This window comes from Halobacteriovorax sp. ZH5_bin.2 (assembly GCF_043196375.1).
Lineage (GTDB): Bacteria > Bdellovibrionota > Bacteriovoracia > Bacteriovoracales > Bacteriovoracaceae > Halobacteriovorax_A.
Genome location: NZ_JBEBMJ010000005.1, coordinates 144,686 through 165,168 on the forward strand (window position 1 = coordinate 144,686; position 20,483 = coordinate 165,168).

Sequence of the window (20,483 nt, forward strand, 5' to 3'; positions counted from 1 at the left end):
AATTTAAATTATCTTTTTTTCCAAACACGTGCAGAGTTTGTTGCTCTAGGAAGACCAAGCTCTTCTAGAACAAAATTATTCTTAAACCATTTAGGAGAAACCTTTACGTGTAGATTTAAGTGAACTGTTCCATCAGTCATGGCAGCAATTTTCTTACGAGCACGCATACCAATTTCTTTAATCATTGTTCCTTTTGATCCAACAACGATTGCACGTTGAGACGGGCGGTTTACAAGGATTGAAGCCGAAATGTGAGCAGCAAATGCACCTGTCTTATCTTTAAAATCTTTGTACTCATCAATAACAACGGCCATTTCATATGGAAGCTCATCTTTTAATAATTCAAAAGCTTGCTCACGGATATACTCTGTTGCAAAGAATCTTTGAGACTTATTAGATATTGCACCATCTAAGTAGTAGTGAGAACCTGGCTTCGCTTCGTCACATAGAGCAGCCGTTAGTAGGTGAACATTATCTCCCGCCTTAGTTGAGATACAGAAAAATTTCTCAATTGATGGAATAACATCTTTAGCTTGTTCAAATACTTTATCAAGAGGAAGCGCCTCTGCGTTTTCAACACGATCTGACTTCGTGAAAACTAGCCAAGTTTTTGATAGCTCTTTGCCACCAATATATTCTTTAAAATCCTTGATTTGCCCAAGGATATCTTTTGTTAGATCAATAAGAAGAAGGTTTACATCAACACCATCAACACCTTCAACTGCTTGTTGATTAATTCTTTTATTTAGTTCCTGACTTGCCTTGTGTAGACCTGGAGTGTCTACTAATACAACTTCAGTATGATCAACTGTAAATACTGCGTGAAACTTATTACGAGTTGTTTGTGGCTTGCTCGTTACAATTGAAAGGTCCATACCAAGTAAGTAGTTTACAAGTGAACTCTTTCCTACGTTTGGAGCTCCAACGATAGCGGCCATAAGTGATTTGTTGTCTGGGTGTTGATTTTCTAATAACATAACTTCTCCGTAAAATTAAAGTCGATCTAATAAATTATTTTTTAAGCATTTCTTTGCAATTTCTTTTGTTCCATTTTTTTTACTATGAGACATTAGCTCACAGATATATTGCTCATTTACATAGAGCTCAATTTTAAATTCTTGTCCAATCTTTGTGGCACGATATTCAGGGAGACTTTTAAAACGGGCCAGTGTTTCCTCTTGTAGTTTTGTCTTTGGATCGAAGTCTATTAGCTTCTTTTCGCAAAAGAACTTCTCCCCAACTTCCTTCTCATACATGGCCAACACTGTATTTAAATACTCGTCAGCACGGTCAACACCTTGATCAATCGCAATTGCTCCAAGAAGAGATTCGAAGAGGTCACAAAGAATCCCACTATTTACTTCTTCCTCTAACTCTCCCTTTCCAACGATTAGGAAAGAAGATAGGCCTAAGAAATTAGATAGGCCGCTAAGGCTCTCTTCATTAACAAGAGCACTACGAAGCTTTGAAAGTTGACCTTCATTCATCTCATCAAAATTTAAAAAGAGATTCTTTGTCACAAATGCACCAAGAACAGAGTCACCGTAAAACTCTAGCCTCTCATAGCTTTTTACTTTTACCTTGGCCTCATGAGCATATGAGCTATGTGTAAAGGCACGCATAAGAAGTGCATTATCTTTAAAATTTAAATTGAAAGTAGCTAAAAGCTTCTCTTCAATATTTGAATATTTAAGGAATGTATCAATTAAGAATTTGTGATTTTGCTCTAATATACCGCTAGCAGTTGTGTCACTTGATTGCTTAAAATTTGCAATCGTGTGCACATAAAATGCATGGGCAAATGGATTACTCTTCCCTTTCGGGCCGAGTGAGGTCGTCTCGAGCATAAATCACCTAATATTGTATTGTTAAGGCCATTTATAATGCTTTATGCCACCATTTGCAAGCTTAAGCTTCTTCTTGTGAAATAATAACAGGTTCGTTAATATATTCAGTAATATACGTAGTTTAAGGATGGATATGGAAATCGCAACTGCCAATAAAAATAAGTTAGAAAAATGGCAAAAGGCCTTCTTCAAGAAGATTGAGGCCAAAGGCCGAAGCCTAAATACAATTAAAAATTATCGAACAGACCTGGCCTGTTTTAATCAATATGTTACTGAGAGTGCAAAACAAACAAGTATTGAACACTACTCAATCCCAGAGATTCTAGAGTATGGAAAATATCTTGAGGCCAAGTATAGCTCTGATAACTCACGCCGCCGCCGTGTTCAGGCCTTAAGAATTTTCTTCGATCACTTGGTAGAAGAAGGTGTTTTTAATGCCAACCCTGTTCGAAAAATCCCAACCTCACCAAAGTTTTTGGACATTCCAAGGCCTGCAACTTTCTCTCATATCAAGAGTTTGTGGCATACACTCTTAAATGATCAACGTACGGCCAAGAACGATCTTGAAAAACTTAAGGCCAAGCGAAATGGAATTATTTTTAGTGCCATCTATCTTGGCGGACTTAAAGTAAGTGAGCTTTCAAAAATTAAAGTCTCTAGCTTCTCTTTTAGAGATGAGATTAAAGCCGTTATCACGCATGAAAAGCGTGACCCCTATACGGTTACCTTCCCTGCTATTTTTGGACGACTATTCTATGAATATATCGAGTTACTTGAAAAAGTAAAAAAAGAGCAAGGTCACAATTTTCCTCATCTTCTCTTTAATGCCAATGCCCATAAGATTCTTTCAGGTGGACTCTCGGCCCGTGGAATGGAGTTATTATTTGAAGAGTGGCGAAGTCAGCTAATGATTCAAATTACACCAAAGTCTCTACGTCAGTCTTGTATCTTCACTTGGCTTCATAATGGAGTTAATGAGACGACAATGAAGGAATGGCTAGGAGTCTCTCCTGCATACTCTCTAAAACCATATAAAGAACATATGGATAAGCATTTCTACAATGATCAATTTATTGAACTTGCCATGAATGAAGACAAGCTCATTTAAGATTAGTAAGAATTCTTAATTGGAACAGGTCTGTCATATACTGGCAGGCCCGCATCCTTATCAAGGTGCCAGCGATCAGTATAGAGTTCATCTTTCTCAATTCGATAGAAGTCAAGGTCTTGATCAAGCTTATCTAACTTATAAATAAGTTCAGCTTGTAGGCGAACCTGATCATTCTTTTTAGAAAGAAGAAGGTTCAATGCCTCATCTTTTTTTCTTTGAAGTTCTAGAATTTGCTTGTCGTAATCGGCCGCCACTTCAACTTGTTTTTGTGAAAAGCCCCATACAAATTTATTCACGTCATTTAACTGAAATGTAAAATCTCTCTTTTTTGCAAGCAGTGATAAACGGTAGCGAGAGGCCTCTTTAATTCTGGCCGCTAGCATCTTGCTATCAAAGACAAGAATCGTTCCTCTTCTTAATGTTGAGTTTTCACCCCAACAGTCCTCAAGATCCTTTGCATAAATTGTTATGTACTTGTCTTCACTGGCGCGAACATGGCCCTTACAACGATCATTATCCATATTTCTTGCGACGTTGAAGTAGACAACATCAGATGGCTTAAGAAACTTCACATTGCGTGACTCAACCTGAATTTTAAAAACTGTTGAAGAAGGATCTTTATCGGTAACACGACCAGAAAACTTTGAATAGTCGATACTTGGATCATAGAAAGTATCAAAGCCATGATTATTAATATAATTTTTATAGGCATTATAATCCTTCTTAATATTCTTATTGCGAACATCATCCTTCTTGATGATAAAACCATCAGCATTGGCATGCACCTGGCCTTGGGCCATAATCAATGAAAATACTAGAAGTATTAATCTCATATGTTCATTATAGCGCAAAACGTCTTTACTAAAAGAGGTAGAAAACTTGTCCATTACCCCTGCCCATGTTAAATTTCTTTAGTAAATTTTTATATTTCCCTTAGGAGCAAAGAATGCAATTTTTTATCGATACAGGTGATATCAACGAAATCAAAGAAGCAGCGAAATGGGGCATCATTGATGGTGTGACAACAAACCCATCAATCATTGCTAAAACAGGTCGCTCACAAGTTGAAGTTATCAAGGATATTTGTGAAATCATCGATGGGCCAATCTCTGCAGAAGTTATTGCAACTGACAAAGATGGTATGATTAAAGAAGGAAGTGAACTTGCAAAAATTCACAGCAATATCGTTATTAAGCTTCCATTAACAGAAGACGGAATCGCTGCATGTAAGTGGTTTAGCGAAAACGGAATCAAAACAAATGTAACTCTATGTTTCAGCTCTAATCAAGCTCTATTAGCAGCTAAGAATGGTGCTACTTACATCTCTCCATTCATTGGAAGATTAGATGATATTGGTGCAGACGGAATGACTCTAATCCAAGAAATTCGTCATATGTATGATATCTACGGCTTTGAAACAGAAGTTCTTGCAGCTTCAGTTCGTCACGCAGATCACGTAAAACACTGTTCAATGGTTGGTGCAGACGTTGCAACAATGCCATTTGGTGTAATTAAGTCACTTTTTGGTCACCCTCTAACAGAGAAGGGACTGGCACAATTTCTGGCCGATCACGCGAAGTCACAAAAGTAGTCACATTTGTCACATCTAAAGAATAAATGTAAATAGTATATATAATTACGGGGGCTTACGGCCCCCGTTCTTTATTTTTTCTAAATTTAATATTCCAAAGACCGATATCCATTAAAATAGTGCTTACCAGCACATATCCGAGCGTTTCGCTCATTTATTGGTAAAGGTTTGGGATGAAATTTATTAAATCAACTTTTCTATTAGCGTGTTTTTGTGCAGCGGCTATCTCCTGCGTTGCAGAACCAGATAAGGGGCCTTCACTTAGCACACTCCCACTGCGCTGGAATTCTTCGGCCCTGCCTTTAACAGTCAAAGTCCACAATGACTTTAATATTATCAATGATCTTGATAAGGGGTCTGATAACATGCCTCTTGCCGACGAAGATGACGGGGATTACCTAGAGTACGACATGATGGAAGAGATGCAAAAGGCATGGAATGATGCCGATGATGCTAGAGACTACTTTGTCTTAGGCCATGGCCAAGCGGCTTCTCGCGATCCGGCCTCAGATCTTGATGATTATTATGATGGAGAAATCGGAATCTATATTACCCAAGATTGGTATGCGGATGTTGGCTTCGGTGTTCTTGCCATCACCTCTTATTTTGCAGAACATAAGGGCGATTACCTAAGAATGGTTCACGGTGATATTATTGTCAATTTACAGGACTATTGGTTCACTTTTGATAAGACCAATGACACTTCTTCTTTCTATGACATGCCCTCTGTCATTCTCCATGAGCTTGGCCACTTAATTGGCCTAAAACATACCAATTCAAAGTCAGTAGAGTCCATCATGTACCCACAATTAGGTGGTGGAGAAAAGAAGAGGTCCTTAAGTTTCTATGACTCAAAAACAATTCAAAACCTCTATGATAATGCAACAGCTATGACGGCCGCAGTTCGCACCTCTGCTCTAGGAAGTGCTGACGAGTCAACGAAGTCAGCTGGCCAAGACGATGAACCAGTTGAGAAGCCGAAGCTAATTCATGGATATATTGAACTACGCACAGATGGAAATTGTCGCCACTACCAAAATGGTAAACTAATTGATACACACAAGGCCTTTTAGTCTATAGTGCAAGGTTTGCTCTCTTAAAAATAACGGTAATTTATGGCCTAATATTAGTATGGCCAACGTTCTAGACCACACTGACGAGAGACAAAAAGCGTCTCTTCCCATTGATGAGGAAACCCTCAAGGATAACTCAAAGCTACTGCTTTGTCCGCAGTGTGATGAACTCTATTTATTTGAACTTATTGCCCCAAGACAAAAGGCCGTTTGTAAGTGTTGTGGATATACTCTCTACCGTGGCGATAGCACACTTCGCATGGTAAAAGTTCTAACAATCTCCGGACTTTTATTATTCTACCCAGCATTTTTCTTACCTGTTTTAAAAATTCATATGGCAGGAAACAGTTTAGAAACATCTACTTATCAATCAGTTTTTGCTTTTACGACGAGTACTTATTGGCCAATTGCCATTTCTGTTATACTCTTTGCTATTTTAATTCCCCTCTTTAGACTTCTCATTTATTTATCAATCGTATTCAAAAATAAGTTTATCAATCAAAATATCGGAAGGCCTCTTCTGAAGTACCTTGCGCCATCACATGAATGGTCTATGGTTGATGTCTACTTTATGGGTATTATTGTTACGGTTGCAAAAATGGTGGATCGCTCTGATGTTGAACTTACTATTGGAACTCTTAGCCTGATCTTACTTATGGTTAATAACATTCTACTTCAATCAGTTACTCACTTTGATGAATTATGGAAGAAACTTTATGAGAGGAATTGATCATCAAAAGGCACTGTGTCCTAAGTGCCAAAAAGTAAACTCAATTCTTACCTGTACGAGATGTGGTGCTAAGATTGAGCTTAGAAATTACGAAGGTATTTCTCGTTGTAAGGCCTATCTCATAGCTGCCATTGCCCTTTATATACCGGCAAATCTACTTCCGATAATGACGGTCCTTACGTTTAACAGAGGGACACCAAGAACAATTCTAGGTGGTGTTCTAAACCTAATCACATTAAAAATGTACCCTATTGCCATGATTGTCTTTGCGGCCAGTATAATTGTCCCAATATTTAAAATCATTTCACTTTGGTATATCATTGATAATATAAATACTTTAGATGAGAGAAAAAAGAAGAAGTTAACAAAGCTTTATCGAGTTGTTCATATCGTTGGAAAATGGTCTATGCTTGATATCTTTGTTATTGCCCTCCTTGTTATACTTGTTAATGTTGAATTCATTTCTCAAATAAAGGCAGAGCCTGCAGTGCTCTACTTTACAGCAGTCGTAATACTAACCATCCTGGCGTCAAATGAAGTGGACACAAGATTAATCTGGGATGATAAGGAAAGATATGAGTAACGGTAAACCTCAAGTTGTTAGCAAAAAAGGAATTAATCCAATTTGGTTTTTTCCCGTAGCTGCTGTATCAATTGGGATCTGGCTTTTATATACAAACTTAATGGCACGTGCCTCATATATTACAATCAATTTTAGAAATGCAGATGGAATTATTCCAGGCAAGACAACAATTATCTATAAGGGAACAGTTGTTGGCCGTGTAAAGGATACTGAGCTTAATAAAAATCTCACAAGCGTTGCTGTTCATGTAGAAATGAATCCTCGTATGCGTGATTACTTATCAAAAGATACAAAGTTTTGGCTCGTAAGCCCAACTGTAAACCTATCAGGTATCTCAGGTCTAAGTACTATTATTAGTGGTAAGTTCATTAATATGCACCCAGCAAAAGGAAAATTTGTTAGGAATTTTGATGCTCTTAATGAAACTCCTCGCAGTCTTAGAAATGACGGGATTTATATTAAACTCAATGCTAACAAACTTGGCTCAATTTCAAATGGCTCCCCGATTTACTACAATAAGATTCAAGTCGGAGAAGTCACAAGTTACGACCTCGACATAGAAAGAGATGGAGTTGATATTACAGTTTTCATTGAAAGCCGTTATCAAAACCTGATTCATTCGACTTCAAGATTTTACAATGTCAGTGGAATGCAAGTTGATGCTTCTCTTGCAGGAGTAAAAGTACGTACAGAATCACTGGCCTCATTAGTCAAAGGTGGTATCTCATTTGTAAACTTTGAGAATGACGATGAAACTATTCTTAAAGAAAACTTTGAAAAGAGCTATAAACTGTACTCTTCTTATGAGGAAACAATCCCTGGAAAGGAGATTGAAATCGAATTTCCTCTAGGCAGCGCTGTATCGAAAGTTAAAACTCCAATTAAATTTAGAAGTATTGTTATTGGATATGTAACTGGTTCAAAAATTGATCGCAATAAGTCGACCCTTACGGTACAGGCGACAATAAAGAAAGAGTTTGAAAATGTTGTAGTTAAGGGAGCAAAGTTTTGGGAAGTAAAGCCTAAGATTTCTCTTAGCGGTATTGAGTCAATCGATGCTCTTACAGGAAATTATATTGCTGTGGATATCAGTCGTTCGAGATATAATAAAGGCAAGCAAACAGATCGATTTAAGGCGCTAAGACAGGCCCCTCTAAAAGAAGTACACAATAAATTTGGACAAAGGCTTAGCCTTTATAGTGATCGCAGAAACTCTCTTGCAAAGGGACAAGGCGTTTACTATCGTGGAATTCAAGTTGGTGTTATCACAGATGTTAGACTCAACACTCGTGCAAAGAATGTCATTGCTGAAATCTTTGTAAACTCACCTTATCACAGACTTCTAAAAGAAGAGACGAAGTTTTGGAATATTAGTGGTGTCGATGTAGAATTTGGACTTTTTTCAGGAGCAAAGATAAGCACTCAATCACTAGAGACTCTCCTTTCAGGAGGAGTTGAATTTGCAACGCCAGAGAGATTCTCACAGAGAAAAAAGAATTACTTTAAGATTCACAAGAAGGCCAATAGTGAATGGCTAGAATGGAAACCAATTATAGAATTATAAACATAAAAAAAGCCTCGCATGGCGAGGCTTTTTCATCTATATCGAATAAATTATTAAGCGACTTTCTTATCTTTTTCCACCTCAGGTGCGCCAAGATTATCAAGAACTTCTTGAGAGTAAATTAACTTCTTACGAAGTGCCTCACGAGAGATTCCCATCTCTTTTGCGGCCTTAGACTTGTTTCCAAAGTTTCTTTTAATCTCATTAAGAATCATTTCACGCTCAACAAGAGCAAGACGATCTTTTAGCGGAAGAGTGAAATCAGTGACGTGATCAATCTGTCCAAACTGCTTTTGTTTCATTGAAATATCAACTAGAGGAGATACTCCGTCGTTGATTTCAATATCAGAAATAATATGTGACTTTGGATGATAAAGCACAGCTCTCTCAATGCACTTCTTTAATTCATAAATATTTCCTGGCCAGTCATACTGTAGGATTTGTTCCATAACCTTCTTAGAAAAACTCTTAAGAAGTAGGCCTTGTCTCTTACACTCAACTTTCAAGAAGTACTCAACAAGCATTTCAATATCATCTTCACGGCGTCTAAGTGGATCAATATTAATTTGTGCTTGTGATAAGAACTCAAAAAGATCACGGTGGAATAGGCCTTCATCAGTTAAGATTCCAAGATCCTTAATCGAAGTTGCCATAATACGACAATCGATACTTACAATACCACCAGGTGTACCTCTATTTGAAATAACTTCAAATAATCTCTCTTGCCATTCGTATGAGAGATTTTCAATATGATTAAGAACGACAGTTCCACCCTGTGTTTTCGAGAAAACACACTGATCTTCATCAGGGCCAAATAGCTGGGCCTCTAATTTATTTATATCTTGTAGTTTACAATTTACAGTATTAACTTCATGTAGTCCGCGCTTACCTTCAAAGTGAAGAACAGTTGCATAAAGATTCTTACCAACGCCTTTCTCTCCTGTAATAAGAACAGGGCCATCAAGGTCCTTAAGCTTAGAGATTGAACTTCTCATGGACTTAACACCAGCAGTGTTTCCAATGATTGCATACTGGCGATCATATGGAGCTGAGAAACGACGAATCTTTGAATTATTCGAAATTGGGTTAAAGCTATGGAATACTGATGAGAAAACAAGAGCTAAAACTTTCATTGTTTTTTCATCTTCAATTGTAAAACGGTTTTCATTTCGCTTATTAATAACCTCGATTACACCAATGATCTTATCTTCACGGTTATAAATCGGATAACAAATAATAGACTTTGTCGTGAATCCATTTTGCTCATCAAAGGCATTATTAAATCGAGACTCATCACTTTCAGTACAAATATTTAAAGCGACACCTGTTGTGAAAACAGAACCTGCAACACCTAAGCGATAATCAAATTTTAACCCCGTCTTATCAAGCCCTAAAGCGGCAATGGCCTCAAGCTCGTTAGTATCTGGGTTGATTAGAAAGATTGAAGAGCGTTGCGCATTCAGAATACGAATCACCTCTTCAAGCATTGTATCAAGAAATCCTTCTTTATCACCAAAGTGTGTAATATCCTTGAATAGTGAAAGTAAAAGAGAGAACATTTCAAATCCTTCATTTGGATCTGTATAGCGCTCTTTTAATGCTGATTGAATCAGGCAATCTTTTAGTCTTTCTGATGAGAAGCTCATGATATATGATTCAAGAAATTTATTAATTCCTTTTTCAACATCAAGCTCAACACCGTAGATAATCTCTTCATCTTCTAAAACATTTGAAAAGGCACGAACAACTCGCCCTGTTAGATCAAGATGCTTCTTTTTAAACTGTAGAGAAACCTCTAATTCTGTTCCAACAGAAATCCTCTCATGTGTCTTAAAACCAAAACCAGTGACAGAAATATCAACAAGTTTAGCGTCATCGATATACTCGAGATGCCCAACTTCATCTTCTTTCTGAACGAGAAAACGTAAGTTATCCGCTTCCTCGACTGGAATTCTAAATGATTGAAAGAACTTAAATTCTGAAAAACTGGCGAGCATGATAATCCCCTCATTAATGCTTTACGGTTATTAATCGGTAAAATTTGGTTAAAACTTTAGGGTGATGCCCAAAATTATTGGCTATAAATTCTATACGATGGGCCTCATTATGCCCTTATTGCTTGCCTGTTGAGCTCACAAGCAATAAGATGTGATATTAAAATTAGTTGTAATATTGGATACTTGCACCATGCGGGCAGGTACTCACGCATTTAAAAATTGGATGAAATATGATTTTTGAAGGTTCAGAAAAGAAGGCCGAAATCATCGTTAAAGATGGCCTTAACTTACTAGAAATCCCTGATACTTTTTGGGCCCAGCTAGTTGAAAAAGCGAAAGCGACAATCCTTTCAAGTGTTAAAAATGACAAGTTGAAAGCATTTCTACTTTCGGAGTCCTCTCTCTTTGTTTGGGAAGACAGGATGCTTATTATCACTTGTGGCCAAACAACATTAATTCAGGCCATTGACTTCTTTACTAGTGAGTATGGAAAGGACTCGATTAAACAACTTATCTTTCAAAGAAAGAATGAGTACTTCTCTCATATGCAGCACTCAACTTTTACGGATGATATAAAACTTCTTGAAAATAAATTTAATGGAACAGCATTTCGTTTTGGAAATATTGATGATCATCACAACTATATTTATTTTCTTGACCAAGAATACACTCCATCTGCAGATGATCACACTTTCGAACTTCTAATGTATGAAATCTCTTGCGAAGCAAGAAAACTTCTTACAGATGAAAATGTAACAAAAGATCAAATTAGAAACTTATTAAAATTAGATGAAATCTTACCAGGTTTTGAGCTTGATGATTTTGTTTTCAATCCATACGGCTATTCTTTAAATGCCATCAAGGATGATAACTACTTCACTTGTCACATCACTCCACAAGAAGAGTGTCCATATATTAGTTTTGAAACTGATATCGACATGAAAGAAATTGCAGGAGCTCTTATTGATGCAATGGAGCCAATCTCTTATGACTTCATTGAGTTTTGTCCAAATCAAGATGGAAATTGTGGACTCAATGTAAACCCTGGGGAATACAAGGCCAAGACTCAAGTTGAAAGCTATTTAAAATGCGGCTATATCATGTACTTTTCACACTTTTACAAATTACGTACAAACCGCTTAACACCATATAAATTACTTTAAAAAATAAAACCAGGAGACAGTTATGCACAGTAACCTATGGATCGAAGAAAGATATAAAGATTTTTACGGAATGAGATATAAAGTAGAGAATGTTCTTTACTCAAAGAAAACTGAATTCCAAACAGTAGATGTTGTCGAAACAAAGGGGCATGGAAAAATGCTTCTGAACGACGGACTAGTAATGGTAACAGAAAGAGATGAGATCGCTTATCACGATATGATTTCTCACGTGCCGCTTTTCGTTCACCCAAATCCAAAAAACGTACTTGTTATCGGTGGTGGTGACGGTGGAACAGCAAGAGAAGTTCTTCGCCACTCTTCAGTTGAAAAATGTACAATGGTTGAAATTGATGGTGCCGTTTGTGAAGCATGTATGGAGTTCATTCCACAAACTGCCGAAGTTCTTAAAGGCCACCCAAAACTAGACCTAATCATCGGTGACGGTGTTAAATTTGTTCAAGAAACAACAGAGAAATTTGATGTTATCATCATCGATTCAACAGACCCAATCGGACCTGCGGCCCCTCTATTTGGCCCTGAGTTTTACACAAATGTGAACAAGTGCCTTGCCGATAACGGTATCGTTGTTTCTCAAGGGGAATCTCCTTGGTTTGAAGCAGAAATTCAAAAGAGCATGCTAGGTGTTCTAAATGGTATTTTCAAAAATACATTTATCTATAACTTCTCTAACCTAACTTACCCAGGTGGACTGTGGTCATTTACCTTTGCAACAAAAGGTGACACTCACCCAATCAATGACTTTAGAGAAGAAGCGGTAGCAGCAAGTGGACTTGAGTTCTCTTACTACAACGCGGGCCTTCATAAAGCGGCTTTTTACCTGCCAACATTTATGAAGAAAAACCTTGAAGGGCTAATCCAAAACCCTTAGGAAACGAAGGACCTAAAATGCAATACTGGCTCTTTAAAAGCGAACCTGATGCTTTCTCAATTGATGATCTCGCAAGACGTCCAAAACAAACGGAATCTTGGGATGGAGTGAGAAACTATCAGGCACGTAACTTCATGAGAGATGAAATGAAACTTGGCGACAAGGTCTTCTTCTATCACTCAAGTTGTAAGGAGCCAGCTATCGTAGGCCTTGCTGAAGTCGTTAAAGAATCTCATCCAGATAAGACACAATTTGATGAGAAATCGAAATACTTTGACCCAAAGGCCACAAAAGAAACTCCACGCTGGTTTCTTGTTGATATCAAATTTCTAGAAAAATTTTCTAAAGCATTAACGTTAAAAGAAATGAAAGTAGACAGTCGCTACGATGAGATGCCTTTAGTTAAGAAAGGCTCTCGTCTATCCATTATGCCAATCCCTAAAAAGATAGCGGCAACAATTTTAAAAGATATTTCTTAGAAAATTTTAAAGACTAGAGTTTGTAAAAACTCGCGCCCGAAAGTTGTATAACTAAGAAATAAAGTAACAAAGGACAAGACAAGTCCAATTGTAAAGAAGCTTAGTATAACAAGGCCGGTGCGCCCTATTAGTGCCTTAATCGGCTGTTTATAATAAAGAGACAGATGTGAGAGATCATTATGTCCATGAACACCACCAAATTTATACTCCTGAACACCGCCACCTTGTGTGTCTTCAGATGTATTTAAATCGACATCAGATAGGTCCTGAATTGGCATTTCCCATAACTCCTCACACCAGCTTTATCCGCTGATATGAAGAGTATCGGTAAATGCTTAAATTATTTTAATATTTCGATTATTGAATAATCTGAGATTCTTGAGATGTGTGATTAGTTGCTGAAATTACAGTATTTTCTTCAATTAGTTCAGAGTCATCATCACGGCCAATTGTTTCTTCAACTAAATCCATTTTAGTTGCCATAATTTCACTTGCCGCCTCAATTTGTCCTCTAACTTCTTCAATCTCACAAGCAATATCTTGTTTTGAATCTAAGTAAGAATCAATCTCATCACGGCACATAGATAGTTTTTCAATTAGTTGATCCTGATTTCCACGGTAAGTTTCTTCAAGATTTGAAAGTAGGCCAATTACATTATTGAAGAATTTTGCAAGATTACGGCTTAGGCCTTCGAGTTCACTACTACTCTGAGTCATTTCAGAATCATTGAGTAAGCTTGCTTGAACATCAACACGAAAGCTTAATGTCTTAAGTTGAAAGATAATATCTTTCATATCTTGGAATTCATTCATAAACTTTTCAAAAGTTTCCTGAAATTTAGAATCCCCTTCTTCTGTTTCAATCTTAGCATCACTTTGCTTTGGCAGCTCCTTAATGAACTCAAGAGCTCTTTCTCTTAACTCATTAACTGAATCAACAATAGGCCCCATTCCCTTGTGCCCATCATTGATCACAAGAAGTTGGTCCTTAATATCATCCATCGTATTTTGAAGTTCAATATTTATTAATTCAAATTGAGAGATTTGCTCTTTTTGACTCTCAACCGCTTCCATTTCTTGTGAGAGCTTGATTTGAAGTGACTTCTTACTATCTTTTAATTCTTTAATTTCATTTGTCAGCCTTTCAACTTCCAGGCGAAATAATTCACTATCATTAAAAAGACGCATTTTTGCGTAATACTCTTTAATCATAGGAATGATAGCAACGATGGCAAGAACACCTGCTACAACCATAAAAATGAGATTGTATAAGCTTCTTGTAATTAGCCAATTATAGATGAGAACACCATGTGTCATTAAAGATAGTGCGCATATAATGATGTAATTCGATTTTGAAGTTGGTGATTTTGGTTGTTTTGGTGGTTTGATTGAATTCTTTTCAATTTTTAAAGACATGTTATCGATCCCTGACAAACTTTCTTTTAATAATACAATAATTATCAAACACTAAAGTAAGTAAGTCAATTATCAGAGACCGATAATTTTAAACAACTTATGACAGTTTTATTTTAAGTAAGTATAGCTTTTGAGACAATCTTCATAGAAGTCTACAAGAGACACACCATCACGAGGACGGATTCTTCCACGCGATACCTGGCGATCAATATAGCGTTTTACTTTGAATGCCATAAACTCCGGGTTGTACTGCATTGTTGAAAGAACCTGACGTGCAGAATTTCCTTCAACAGTCTCTTCAATATAAAAGCCCTTTGGATCGTCACTATCTGCATAAACGTGAACTTCGTTAACACGTCCAAAGAGATTATGCATATCACCCATTACATCTTGATAGGCTCCAGTTAGGAAAATTCCAATGCGATACTCCTCACCTTCATTAAGTTGATGAACCGCAATTGTCTTTTTGAAACCTTCATCTGGATCATAGAAGCGGTCTATCTTCCCATCACTATCACAAGTAATATCTGCAAGAGTTGATCTCTTAAGAGGCTTTTCGTTAAGACGTGTTAGTGGAACAACAGGAAGTACCTGTTCAATGGCCCAACTATCACATGCAGATTGGAAAACTGAAAAGTTACAAAGGTATTGGCCACTTAGCGTATTTTCAAGGTCCTGCATTAGTTCCGATTGAAAATCTTCTTCAGGAACTAGTGAATTAATTTCTTTAAGAATACGCAGGTGCATTGTCTCAATTTTCGCACGTTCCTCAAGCTCAAGAATCCCAAGCTTAAAAGCATGAATTGAATCAGTCTTAATTTTTAAAGCGTCATTGTATGCTTCTTGCCAGTTCTTCGTTTTCTCTAAAACCTCACCAACTTGCCTCATTTCTGTAACAAGATTATGCTCGCCGGTTTCTTGCTTAGTTGAAAACTCAATCTTTGTATTATCAATTTCACCGATAATATTAGTGATAACACAACTGTGGTGTGCCGTGATTGCGCGCCCACTCTCAGTAATAATATGTGGATGCTCAACACCCTCTAAATCACATACAGACTTTAGTCCGTAAACGATATCTGTAATATAATCTGTAATTGAATAATTAATTGATGAATCGTTTGTCGAATTCGTCCCGTCGTAGTCAACACCAAGTCCACCACCAACATCAAAGTACTGCAGAGGAGCTCCAATCTTTTGCATCTTACAATAGATACGAGAGCCCTCTTCAATTGCTTCTTTAATCGAGCGAATATCAGTAATTTGAGATCCAATATGAAAGTGAAAAAGCTTTAACATATCCAAGCGGTCATGCTTTTTTAGGAACTCAATCGCTAGGATAATTTCTGAAGTCGTTAAACCAAACTTCGCTTTATCACCACCACTTGACTCCCATTTCCCACGGCCCTTAACAGACATGCGGCCACGAATTCCAATAAATGGAATAACCCCATGTTCCTTACCTAGTTCAACAAGCATACGAAGCTCAGAGAATTTTTCAATAACAACAAAAACCTTTCGCCCAAGCTTTGCACCAAGAATAGCAAGCTTTAGATAGTCGCGATCTTTATAGCCATTTAAAACTGTAAGAGAGTCGGCGTTATTATTATAGGCAAGGGCCGAAAGAAGCTCAGGTTTAGAACCAGCTTCAAGCCCGTAGTTGTAGCGAGAACCAGCATCAACAATTTCTTCAACTACTTCTCTCATCTGGTTTACCTTTACAGGGTAAACACCAAAGAACTTCCCACGATAATCTTCATCATCAATTACTTTTTGAAAGGTATTATTTAAAAGCTTTACTTGTGAGCGTAAAATATCATGAAAACGAATTACTAAAGGAAGTTGAATTCCTTGTTCTTTTGCTTCTTCAATAACGTCATTAATAACGATTCCAACATTCTTATTAGGGTTTGGAGTCGCTTTAAGTTGTCCATTTTCTTCGATCTTAAAATAACCATTACTCCACTTACTTACGTTGTAGAGGCGGTCAGAATCTTGAATTGTCCAAGTCTCATTTGTCATTTCTTAAATTTCCTTTTCTTACTAAGACTTCGTTTTGCTCGTTAGAAGTAAGATCATCTCCCTTACAACTTTCGCAGCAAAAACAGAACTATTCCCAGACGAGTCAATCTCTGGAGCTAGCTCAACAATATCACAACCTACTATATTCTTTTCTAGTAGGATTTTTACAAAACTAATAAATGAATGAAAGTCTTCTCCACCTGGCTCTGGTGTTCCAGTTCCTGGAAAGAAGCTTGGATCAAAGTAGTCCAGATCAAGAGTTAAATATACCGGACGATCAGCAGGGATCGCACGAACTCGCTCTAAGAACTCTGCGCGAGACTTTGCAATTGTTCCATTCTCATTCATATACTCATATTCTTCTTTCGTACCAGAGCGAATTCCATATTGAATAAGACTATGCTTTGGCCCAAAGTGATCAAGGCTTCGCTTAATAATTGAAGCATGTGAGTAGTGGTAACCAAGATAACCATCACGAAGATCAGCATGCGCATCTAGATGAATTAAAACAAGGTCTTCAAAGTCATGAAGATACTTTTTAATTGGAGCATAAGAAATTGAATGCTCTCCACCAAGAGTCATAATTTTAATATCGTTTTCTTTTAAATTAATGTGATCAAAATTCTCTTCGAAACAAGCTGTCGCAACCTTCCAACTCTCCTCCTGTTGATCCGCAACCGGAAGGTTTCCAAGATCGTAGAAAGTGCAATCTTCTGTAGAAAGATCAAGATATGGTGAATAAGTTTCGATACCATCGGAAACTTCTCTTAAAGCATCTGGCCCTAAGCGTGTCCCTTTTCTGAAACATGCAGTTCCATCAAAGCCAAAACCAACAAGATTAACACTATGAGGTCTTACTTCGTCAGTAACAATTGCCATATCGTAAGGCGTCTGTGGGGCCTCTAGGCCCGCTAATTTCCATAAGTTCTTTTCCATAGGCTACTAATAAATCCTAATGGAATTTGAGTCAATTTAAATTGATATGAAAGTGTAAAAAAGTGGCCCAAAATTGCTTTTAAGTCACTAAAATGACTAAACTTTAATCAATCTGATTCTTTCTGGCCGTAACTTCAGTACGAGTCATTGGAGCATGGAAAACTGCGAAGTCAATTGACTCACGAAACATCTTCCAATACTTCTTATGATTGCGGTTATCACTTGAAGGAAGCTCAAGTGTATAAGTTGGTATCTTTCTCTCATTGCCAGCATAGTTTCCTAAACTACCAGGAAAGAAAGGATAGTTCTTCACACGATATCCATTGGCCTTCTTACTCATTGTATTAAGAAGTTCTTCGGCCTTTAGCGCAAGCCCATCCTCTTCATGAATATGATTAGAAACCACTGGCCCATCATAGTCGAGAATCGTTAATGGGGCGTGAACTGTAATAATCTTATTTGGGTTATAACGTGAGATAATATTCACTTGAAAGATCGTCTCTTGTTCTGAGTTTGCAACCTTTCCAGGATACCTACGCTTGGCAGCTCCATAGCGAGTCTTCCATAAGTGTAGGGCCTTCTTCTCCCAATCCCTAGTCGGAAAATTTCTATTAGGATCAATTCCACGTGAGTTTGTTCTCGTTGGCCTTCTCTTAAAGAATGAGTCTGGAGAGACAATTGGGGCAACGGCAACAAGATTATCCTTTAGCTTCTTTTGTCCTTCAATCGTAGCAACCTCATGATAAAGGTGGTGTAAAATATCGAAACAAAACTTGATAGGAGTGATTTCGTCACCATGAACACCACATAGAACTAAAGTCATATTCTTAGGCTCTTGCTTGTGTTCTTCCTCATCCCCAAAAACTGTCCACATAATTGGACGGCCTTGGTGCGTGTCTCTAACGTGAATCCATTTATAAGACTCACAGTGAGACTTCCCCCATCCATACTTATTGAATTTCTTATCAATATCGCCACAAAATGACTTAACACGCTTTGTATTTTCAACAGTTGAAAATTCATTCTTATGAGAGTGATCTGTGAAATCTAAATTTTTACTGACTGCTTCCTTCTTAGGATGCTCAATTCTTTTTCTTGCGACTTCACCTTGCTGGCCAACTTCTGGTGCACTTGATGTCTCATGTCCATGTTGGTTATTTTCAATAACCTCAACACCAGAACAAGAAAGTAAAACGATAAATAAAGAAAATAGAATTGTGTAATTAAATTTTGAGAATCGATTCATAGCTACCATTAAGGCCAAATTAATATAGTGTTATAATATCATATATAATTTATAGATATTCAATATTTTAGTGAGATATTACGCAATATGAAAAGCCAAAACTTACTCATTTTGACAACCAACCCAAGGCTTTATGCCTGTACTCAACTCGAAGCAGCGATCACAGAAGCGACTCATTCGTGCCGATACTCTGATCCTTACTCCGTAACTAACCAGGAGTTGGCCTGGGCCGATGTTGTAATCAATCGTAACACAGGATTGAACTATAATGATGATGACCTTGAAAAATTGGCCATACTCGACAGACAAAAAATCATTAATCCTCTTACTTGTTCACGTATACTAAGGGATAAGTTTGAACAGTGGTTATTGTTTAAAGAGGTGCTTGGTCTATCTCAACTAATTGAAACCTATTCACTTAAGCAGGCCCCTATCTACGCCAGCAAGCAAAATAAATGGATTATCAAAACAACGCGAGGTCAGCAGGCCAAGGGTGTCTATCCATCAACAGATATCATTAATGATCGAAAGAAGTTAATTGATAAAGGAGATCTCAACTATATCATCCAGCCCTATATTGAATTGAAGTCTGAATGGCGAGTTCTGCTATTCAAGGGCATATCTTCAAAGAAAGTAGAAAAACTCATTATTAGAAAATTACCAAAGAATTCACAAAATGATTTTCATATTCTAAATTTTGCTTCTAGTAGCTGTGAAATTATCCAAGAAGACAAGACACCACAACAAGTACTTTCCATCGCACACACAGTTGCAGAAAGTCTCGACTTCTACTTCATCAGTATTGATATCTTGGAGGAACAAGTAGGCGGCTTTCGTCTAATCGAAGTCAACGGATGCCCTGGAATGGCCCATAGTGACGAACTACTCCTCACCTCAAAGTATCAAATGACCATGGCACAGCTCTTTACGATGAAAGTCATAAATAACTGAAATCACATTTTAGAAACCAAATATATTTATCACGTGTCAACTTTTTGTTTGATTATTGAAACTTTTGACGATAAGATCAAATGAGGAGACAAGTTAATGTATATTTGTATATGTAACGCCATTACACAAGATATGCTCGATAATGCAATCAAGCAGGGACAAACAGAGAAAGAGGTTATCAATAGCCTTGGTATCGGTAACTCATGTGGTGTTTGCTTATTAGAACAAGTTTCTGCAGGCCTTGCGAAGAAAAACCTTAAAGCTAATCAGAAAGAGCAGGCCAGTGAAGTTAAGAATAACTTAACTACAGTCAAAAAATAAAATCCTTGAAACACATCCCAATCTTCTATAGCATTAATCCATAATTAATTATTGAAAGGGATTAATCATGAAAGGTGATCAAGACGTAATCAAAGCATTAAATAGTGTTCTTACAAAAGAATTAACGGCCATTAACCAATACTTTCTTCATGCAAGAATGCTTGAGGACTGGGGACTCGATAAGATCGGCCATCTTGAATATAAAGCAAGTATCGATGAGATGAAGTACGCTGATGAAGTTATTAAGAGAATTCTCTTCTTAGAAGGACTACCTAATCTTCAAAAGCTTGAGAGAATTAGAATTGGTCAGAATGTAAAAGAAATTATCGAAGCAGACCTTGAAACAGAAGCTGAAACTGTACCATTGTTAAAAGAAGCAATTGAGCTTTGTGAAAAGAAGCAAGATTACGTTTCTCGTGATCTTTTATCTAAGATCCTAGACTCAGAAGAAGAGCATGTCGACTGGCTTGAGACTCAACTATCACTTATTGAAAAAGTTGGTATTGAAAATTACATGCAATCACAAATTGAAATGAAAACTGGACACTAGTCCCTAGTTTAAAT

At 37.2% G+C, this 20,483-nt stretch carries 21 protein-coding genes; 12 read left to right on the forward strand and 9 right to left on the reverse strand.

Annotated features, from left to right (window positions below; genetic code table 11):
* Positions 1 to 8: 8 nt before the first annotated feature.
* The gene (gene era, locus ABMA76_RS13340; RefSeq protein ID WP_393061829.1) at positions 9 to 977 is read right to left on the reverse strand and encodes a GTPase Era; all 969 of its coding nucleotides are present in this window, start codon (positions 975 to 977) and stop codon (positions 9 to 11) included.
* Positions 978 to 992: 15 nt separating this feature from the next.
* Positions 993 to 1,847: a ribonuclease III gene (gene rnc, locus ABMA76_RS13345; protein WP_393061831.1), complete on the reverse strand. Its 855-nt coding sequence runs from the start codon at positions 1,845 to 1,847 to the stop codon at positions 993 to 995.
* Positions 1,848 to 1,980: 133 nt separating this feature from the next.
* Here rnc and ABMA76_RS13350 point away from each other — a divergent pair, with 133 nt between their 5' ends.
* Positions 1,981 to 2,955 (forward strand): tyrosine-type recombinase/integrase, encoded by a 975-nt coding sequence (locus tag ABMA76_RS13350; RefSeq protein ID WP_392911836.1) that lies wholly within the window; start codon positions 1,981 to 1,983, stop codon positions 2,953 to 2,955.
* 2 nt (positions 2,956 to 2,957) lie between these two features.
* Here the strand turns inward: ABMA76_RS13350 and ABMA76_RS13355 are convergent, their stop codons facing one another.
* Entirely contained in the window at positions 2,958 to 3,791 is an 834-nt protein-coding gene (locus ABMA76_RS13355; RefSeq protein ID WP_393061833.1) for a hypothetical protein, read from the reverse strand.
* 113 nt (positions 3,792 to 3,904) lie between these two features.
* On the opposite strand from ABMA76_RS13355, the gene fsa reads away from it, so the two are divergent.
* The 5 genes from fsa (at position 3,905) to ABMA76_RS13380 (ending at position 8,499) form a co-directional block, all read left to right on the forward strand.
* Positions 3,905 to 4,549, forward strand: a complete 645-nt coding sequence (gene fsa, locus ABMA76_RS13360; RefSeq protein ID WP_021267224.1) for a fructose-6-phosphate aldolase — start codon at positions 3,905 to 3,907, stop codon at positions 4,547 to 4,549.
* Positions 4,550 to 4,722: 173 nt separating this feature from the next.
* Positions 4,723 to 5,622: a matrixin family metalloprotease gene (locus ABMA76_RS13365; protein ID WP_393061835.1), complete on the forward strand. Its 900-nt coding sequence runs from the start codon at positions 4,723 to 4,725 to the stop codon at positions 5,620 to 5,622.
* Positions 5,623 to 5,680: 58 nt separating this feature from the next.
* Positions 5,681 to 6,352 carry a paraquat-inducible protein A gene (locus ABMA76_RS13370; RefSeq protein ID WP_393061837.1) on the forward strand — a complete coding sequence of 224 codons (672 nt, stop codon included), beginning with the start codon at positions 5,681 to 5,683 and terminating at the stop codon, positions 6,350 to 6,352.
* Entirely contained in the window at positions 6,339 to 6,935 is a 597-nt protein-coding gene (locus ABMA76_RS13375; protein WP_392860401.1) for a paraquat-inducible protein A, read from the forward strand. The genes ABMA76_RS13370 and ABMA76_RS13375 overlap by 14 nt, the downstream gene beginning before the upstream one ends.
* A complete protein-coding gene (locus ABMA76_RS13380) occupies positions 6,928 to 8,499 on the forward strand; it encodes an intermembrane transport protein PqiB (RefSeq protein WP_392911845.1) in 1,572 nt (523 codons plus the stop codon). The genes ABMA76_RS13375 and ABMA76_RS13380 overlap by 8 nt, the downstream gene beginning before the upstream one ends.
* A gap of 53 nt (positions 8,500 to 8,552) precedes the next feature.
* Here ABMA76_RS13380 and ABMA76_RS13385 read toward each other — a convergent pair whose 3' ends face one another.
* Positions 8,553 to 10,496 (reverse strand): sigma 54-interacting transcriptional regulator, encoded by a 1,944-nt coding sequence (locus ABMA76_RS13385; protein WP_392911846.1) that lies wholly within the window; start codon positions 10,494 to 10,496, stop codon positions 8,553 to 8,555.
* 230 nt (positions 10,497 to 10,726) lie between these two features.
* Here ABMA76_RS13385 and ABMA76_RS13390 point away from each other — a divergent pair, with 230 nt between their 5' ends.
* The 3 genes from ABMA76_RS13390 to ABMA76_RS13400 are packed head-to-tail and all read left to right on the forward strand — an operon-like array spanning position 10,727 to position 13,027.
* The gene (locus tag ABMA76_RS13390) at positions 10,727 to 11,659 is read left to right on the forward strand and encodes an adenosylmethionine decarboxylase (RefSeq protein WP_392911848.1); all 933 of its coding nucleotides are present in this window, start codon (positions 10,727 to 10,729) and stop codon (positions 11,657 to 11,659) included.
* A 22-nt stretch (positions 11,660 to 11,681) separates the two neighbouring features.
* Positions 11,682 to 12,548 (forward strand): polyamine aminopropyltransferase, encoded by an 867-nt coding sequence (gene speE, locus ABMA76_RS13395; protein WP_392911850.1) that lies wholly within the window; start codon positions 11,682 to 11,684, stop codon positions 12,546 to 12,548.
* A 17-nt stretch (positions 12,549 to 12,565) separates the two neighbouring features.
* Positions 12,566 to 13,027: an EVE domain-containing protein gene (locus ABMA76_RS13400; protein ID WP_392911852.1), complete on the forward strand. Its 462-nt coding sequence runs from the start codon at positions 12,566 to 12,568 to the stop codon at positions 13,025 to 13,027.
* On the opposite strand, the gene ABMA76_RS13405 is transcribed toward ABMA76_RS13400, so the two are convergent.
* The 5 genes from ABMA76_RS13405 to ABMA76_RS13425 form a co-directional block, all read right to left on the reverse strand.
* Positions 13,024 to 13,305, reverse strand: coding sequence for a hypothetical protein (locus ABMA76_RS13405; protein WP_392911854.1), 282 nt, complete (start codon positions 13,303 to 13,305; stop codon positions 13,024 to 13,026). The genes ABMA76_RS13400 and ABMA76_RS13405 overlap by 4 nt on opposite strands.
* A gap of 79 nt (positions 13,306 to 13,384) precedes the next feature.
* Positions 13,385 to 14,443, reverse strand: coding sequence for a hypothetical protein (locus tag ABMA76_RS13410; RefSeq protein ID WP_392911856.1), 1,059 nt, complete (start codon positions 14,441 to 14,443; stop codon positions 13,385 to 13,387).
* A gap of 108 nt (positions 14,444 to 14,551) precedes the next feature.
* On the reverse strand, positions 14,552 to 16,465 hold the full coding sequence (speA, locus tag ABMA76_RS13415) for a biosynthetic arginine decarboxylase (RefSeq protein ID WP_392911858.1): 1,914 nt from the start codon (positions 16,463 to 16,465) through the stop codon (positions 14,552 to 14,554).
* Positions 16,466 to 16,486: 21 nt separating this feature from the next.
* Positions 16,487 to 17,401, reverse strand: coding sequence for an agmatinase (gene speB, locus ABMA76_RS13420; RefSeq protein ID WP_392911860.1), 915 nt, complete (start codon positions 17,399 to 17,401; stop codon positions 16,487 to 16,489).
* Between the two features lie 103 nt (positions 17,402 to 17,504).
* Entirely contained in the window at positions 17,505 to 18,647 is a 1,143-nt protein-coding gene (locus tag ABMA76_RS13425; protein ID WP_392957781.1) for a M14 family zinc carboxypeptidase, read from the reverse strand.
* 87 nt (positions 18,648 to 18,734) lie between these two features.
* On the opposite strand from ABMA76_RS13425, the gene ABMA76_RS13430 reads away from it, so the two are divergent.
* The 3 genes from ABMA76_RS13430 to bfr all read left to right on the forward strand — a co-directional run bounded on the left by ABMA76_RS13430 (position 18,735) and on the right by bfr (position 20,469).
* Positions 18,735 to 19,598 (forward strand): RimK family alpha-L-glutamate ligase, encoded by an 864-nt coding sequence (locus ABMA76_RS13430; protein WP_393061839.1) that lies wholly within the window; start codon positions 18,735 to 18,737, stop codon positions 19,596 to 19,598.
* 96 nt (positions 19,599 to 19,694) lie between these two features.
* Positions 19,695 to 19,919, forward strand: a complete 225-nt coding sequence (locus ABMA76_RS13435) for a bacterioferritin-associated ferredoxin (RefSeq protein ID WP_392911864.1) — start codon at positions 19,695 to 19,697, stop codon at positions 19,917 to 19,919.
* A 67-nt stretch (positions 19,920 to 19,986) separates the two neighbouring features.
* Positions 19,987 to 20,469, forward strand: coding sequence for a bacterioferritin (bfr, locus tag ABMA76_RS13440; RefSeq protein ID WP_393061841.1), 483 nt, complete (start codon positions 19,987 to 19,989; stop codon positions 20,467 to 20,469).
* The last annotated feature ends 14 nt before the right edge of the window (positions 20,470 to 20,483 follow it).

Coding starts and splice junctions, on each gene's coding strand:
- ABMA76_RS13350 (WP_392911836.1), top strand. CDS start 1,981: ATGGAAATCGCAACTGCCAATAAAAATAAGTTAGAAAAATGGCAAAAG.
- speB (WP_392911860.1), bottom strand. CDS start 17,401: ATGGAAAAGAACTTATGGAAATTAGCGGGCCTAGAGGCCCCACAGACG.
- ABMA76_RS13370 (WP_393061837.1), top strand. CDS start 5,681: ATGGCCAACGTTCTAGACCACACTGACGAGAGACAAAAAGCGTCTCTT.
- ABMA76_RS13425 (WP_392957781.1), bottom strand. CDS start 18,647: ATGAATCGATTCTCAAAATTTAATTACACAATTCTATTTTCTTTATTT.
- ABMA76_RS13390 (WP_392911848.1), top strand. CDS start 10,727: ATGATTTTTGAAGGTTCAGAAAAGAAGGCCGAAATCATCGTTAAAGAT.
- speA (WP_392911858.1), bottom strand. CDS start 16,465: ATGACAAATGAGACTTGGACAATTCAAGATTCTGACCGCCTCTACAAC.
- ABMA76_RS13410 (WP_392911856.1), bottom strand. CDS start 14,443: ATGTCTTTAAAAATTGAAAAGAATTCAATCAAACCACCAAAACAACCA.
- rnc (WP_393061831.1), bottom strand. CDS start 1,847: ATGCTCGAGACGACCTCACTCGGCCCGAAAGGGAAGAGTAATCCATTT.
- speE (WP_392911850.1), top strand. CDS start 11,682: ATGCACAGTAACCTATGGATCGAAGAAAGATATAAAGATTTTTACGGA.
- era (WP_393061829.1), bottom strand. CDS start 977: ATGTTATTAGAAAATCAACACCCAGACAACAAATCACTTATGGCCGCT.
- ABMA76_RS13385 (WP_392911846.1), bottom strand. CDS start 10,496: ATGCTCGCCAGTTTTTCAGAATTTAAGTTCTTTCAATCATTTAGAATT.
- ABMA76_RS13375 (WP_392860401.1), top strand. CDS start 6,339: ATGAGAGGAATTGATCATCAAAAGGCACTGTGTCCTAAGTGCCAAAAA.
- ABMA76_RS13430 (WP_393061839.1), top strand. CDS start 18,735: ATGAAAAGCCAAAACTTACTCATTTTGACAACCAACCCAAGGCTTTAT.
- ABMA76_RS13405 (WP_392911854.1), bottom strand. CDS start 13,305: ATGCCAATTCAGGACCTATCTGATGTCGATTTAAATACATCTGAAGAC.
- ABMA76_RS13380 (WP_392911845.1), top strand. CDS start 6,928: ATGAGTAACGGTAAACCTCAAGTTGTTAGCAAAAAAGGAATTAATCCA.
- bfr (WP_393061841.1), top strand. CDS start 19,987: ATGAAAGGTGATCAAGACGTAATCAAAGCATTAAATAGTGTTCTTACA.
- ABMA76_RS13400 (WP_392911852.1), top strand. CDS start 12,566: ATGCAATACTGGCTCTTTAAAAGCGAACCTGATGCTTTCTCAATTGAT.
- ABMA76_RS13355 (WP_393061833.1), bottom strand. CDS start 3,791: ATGAGATTAATACTTCTAGTATTTTCATTGATTATGGCCCAAGGCCAG.
- fsa (WP_021267224.1), top strand. CDS start 3,905: ATGCAATTTTTTATCGATACAGGTGATATCAACGAAATCAAAGAAGCA.
- ABMA76_RS13365 (WP_393061835.1), top strand. CDS start 4,723: ATGAAATTTATTAAATCAACTTTTCTATTAGCGTGTTTTTGTGCAGCG.
- ABMA76_RS13435 (WP_392911864.1), top strand. CDS start 19,695: ATGTATATTTGTATATGTAACGCCATTACACAAGATATGCTCGATAAT.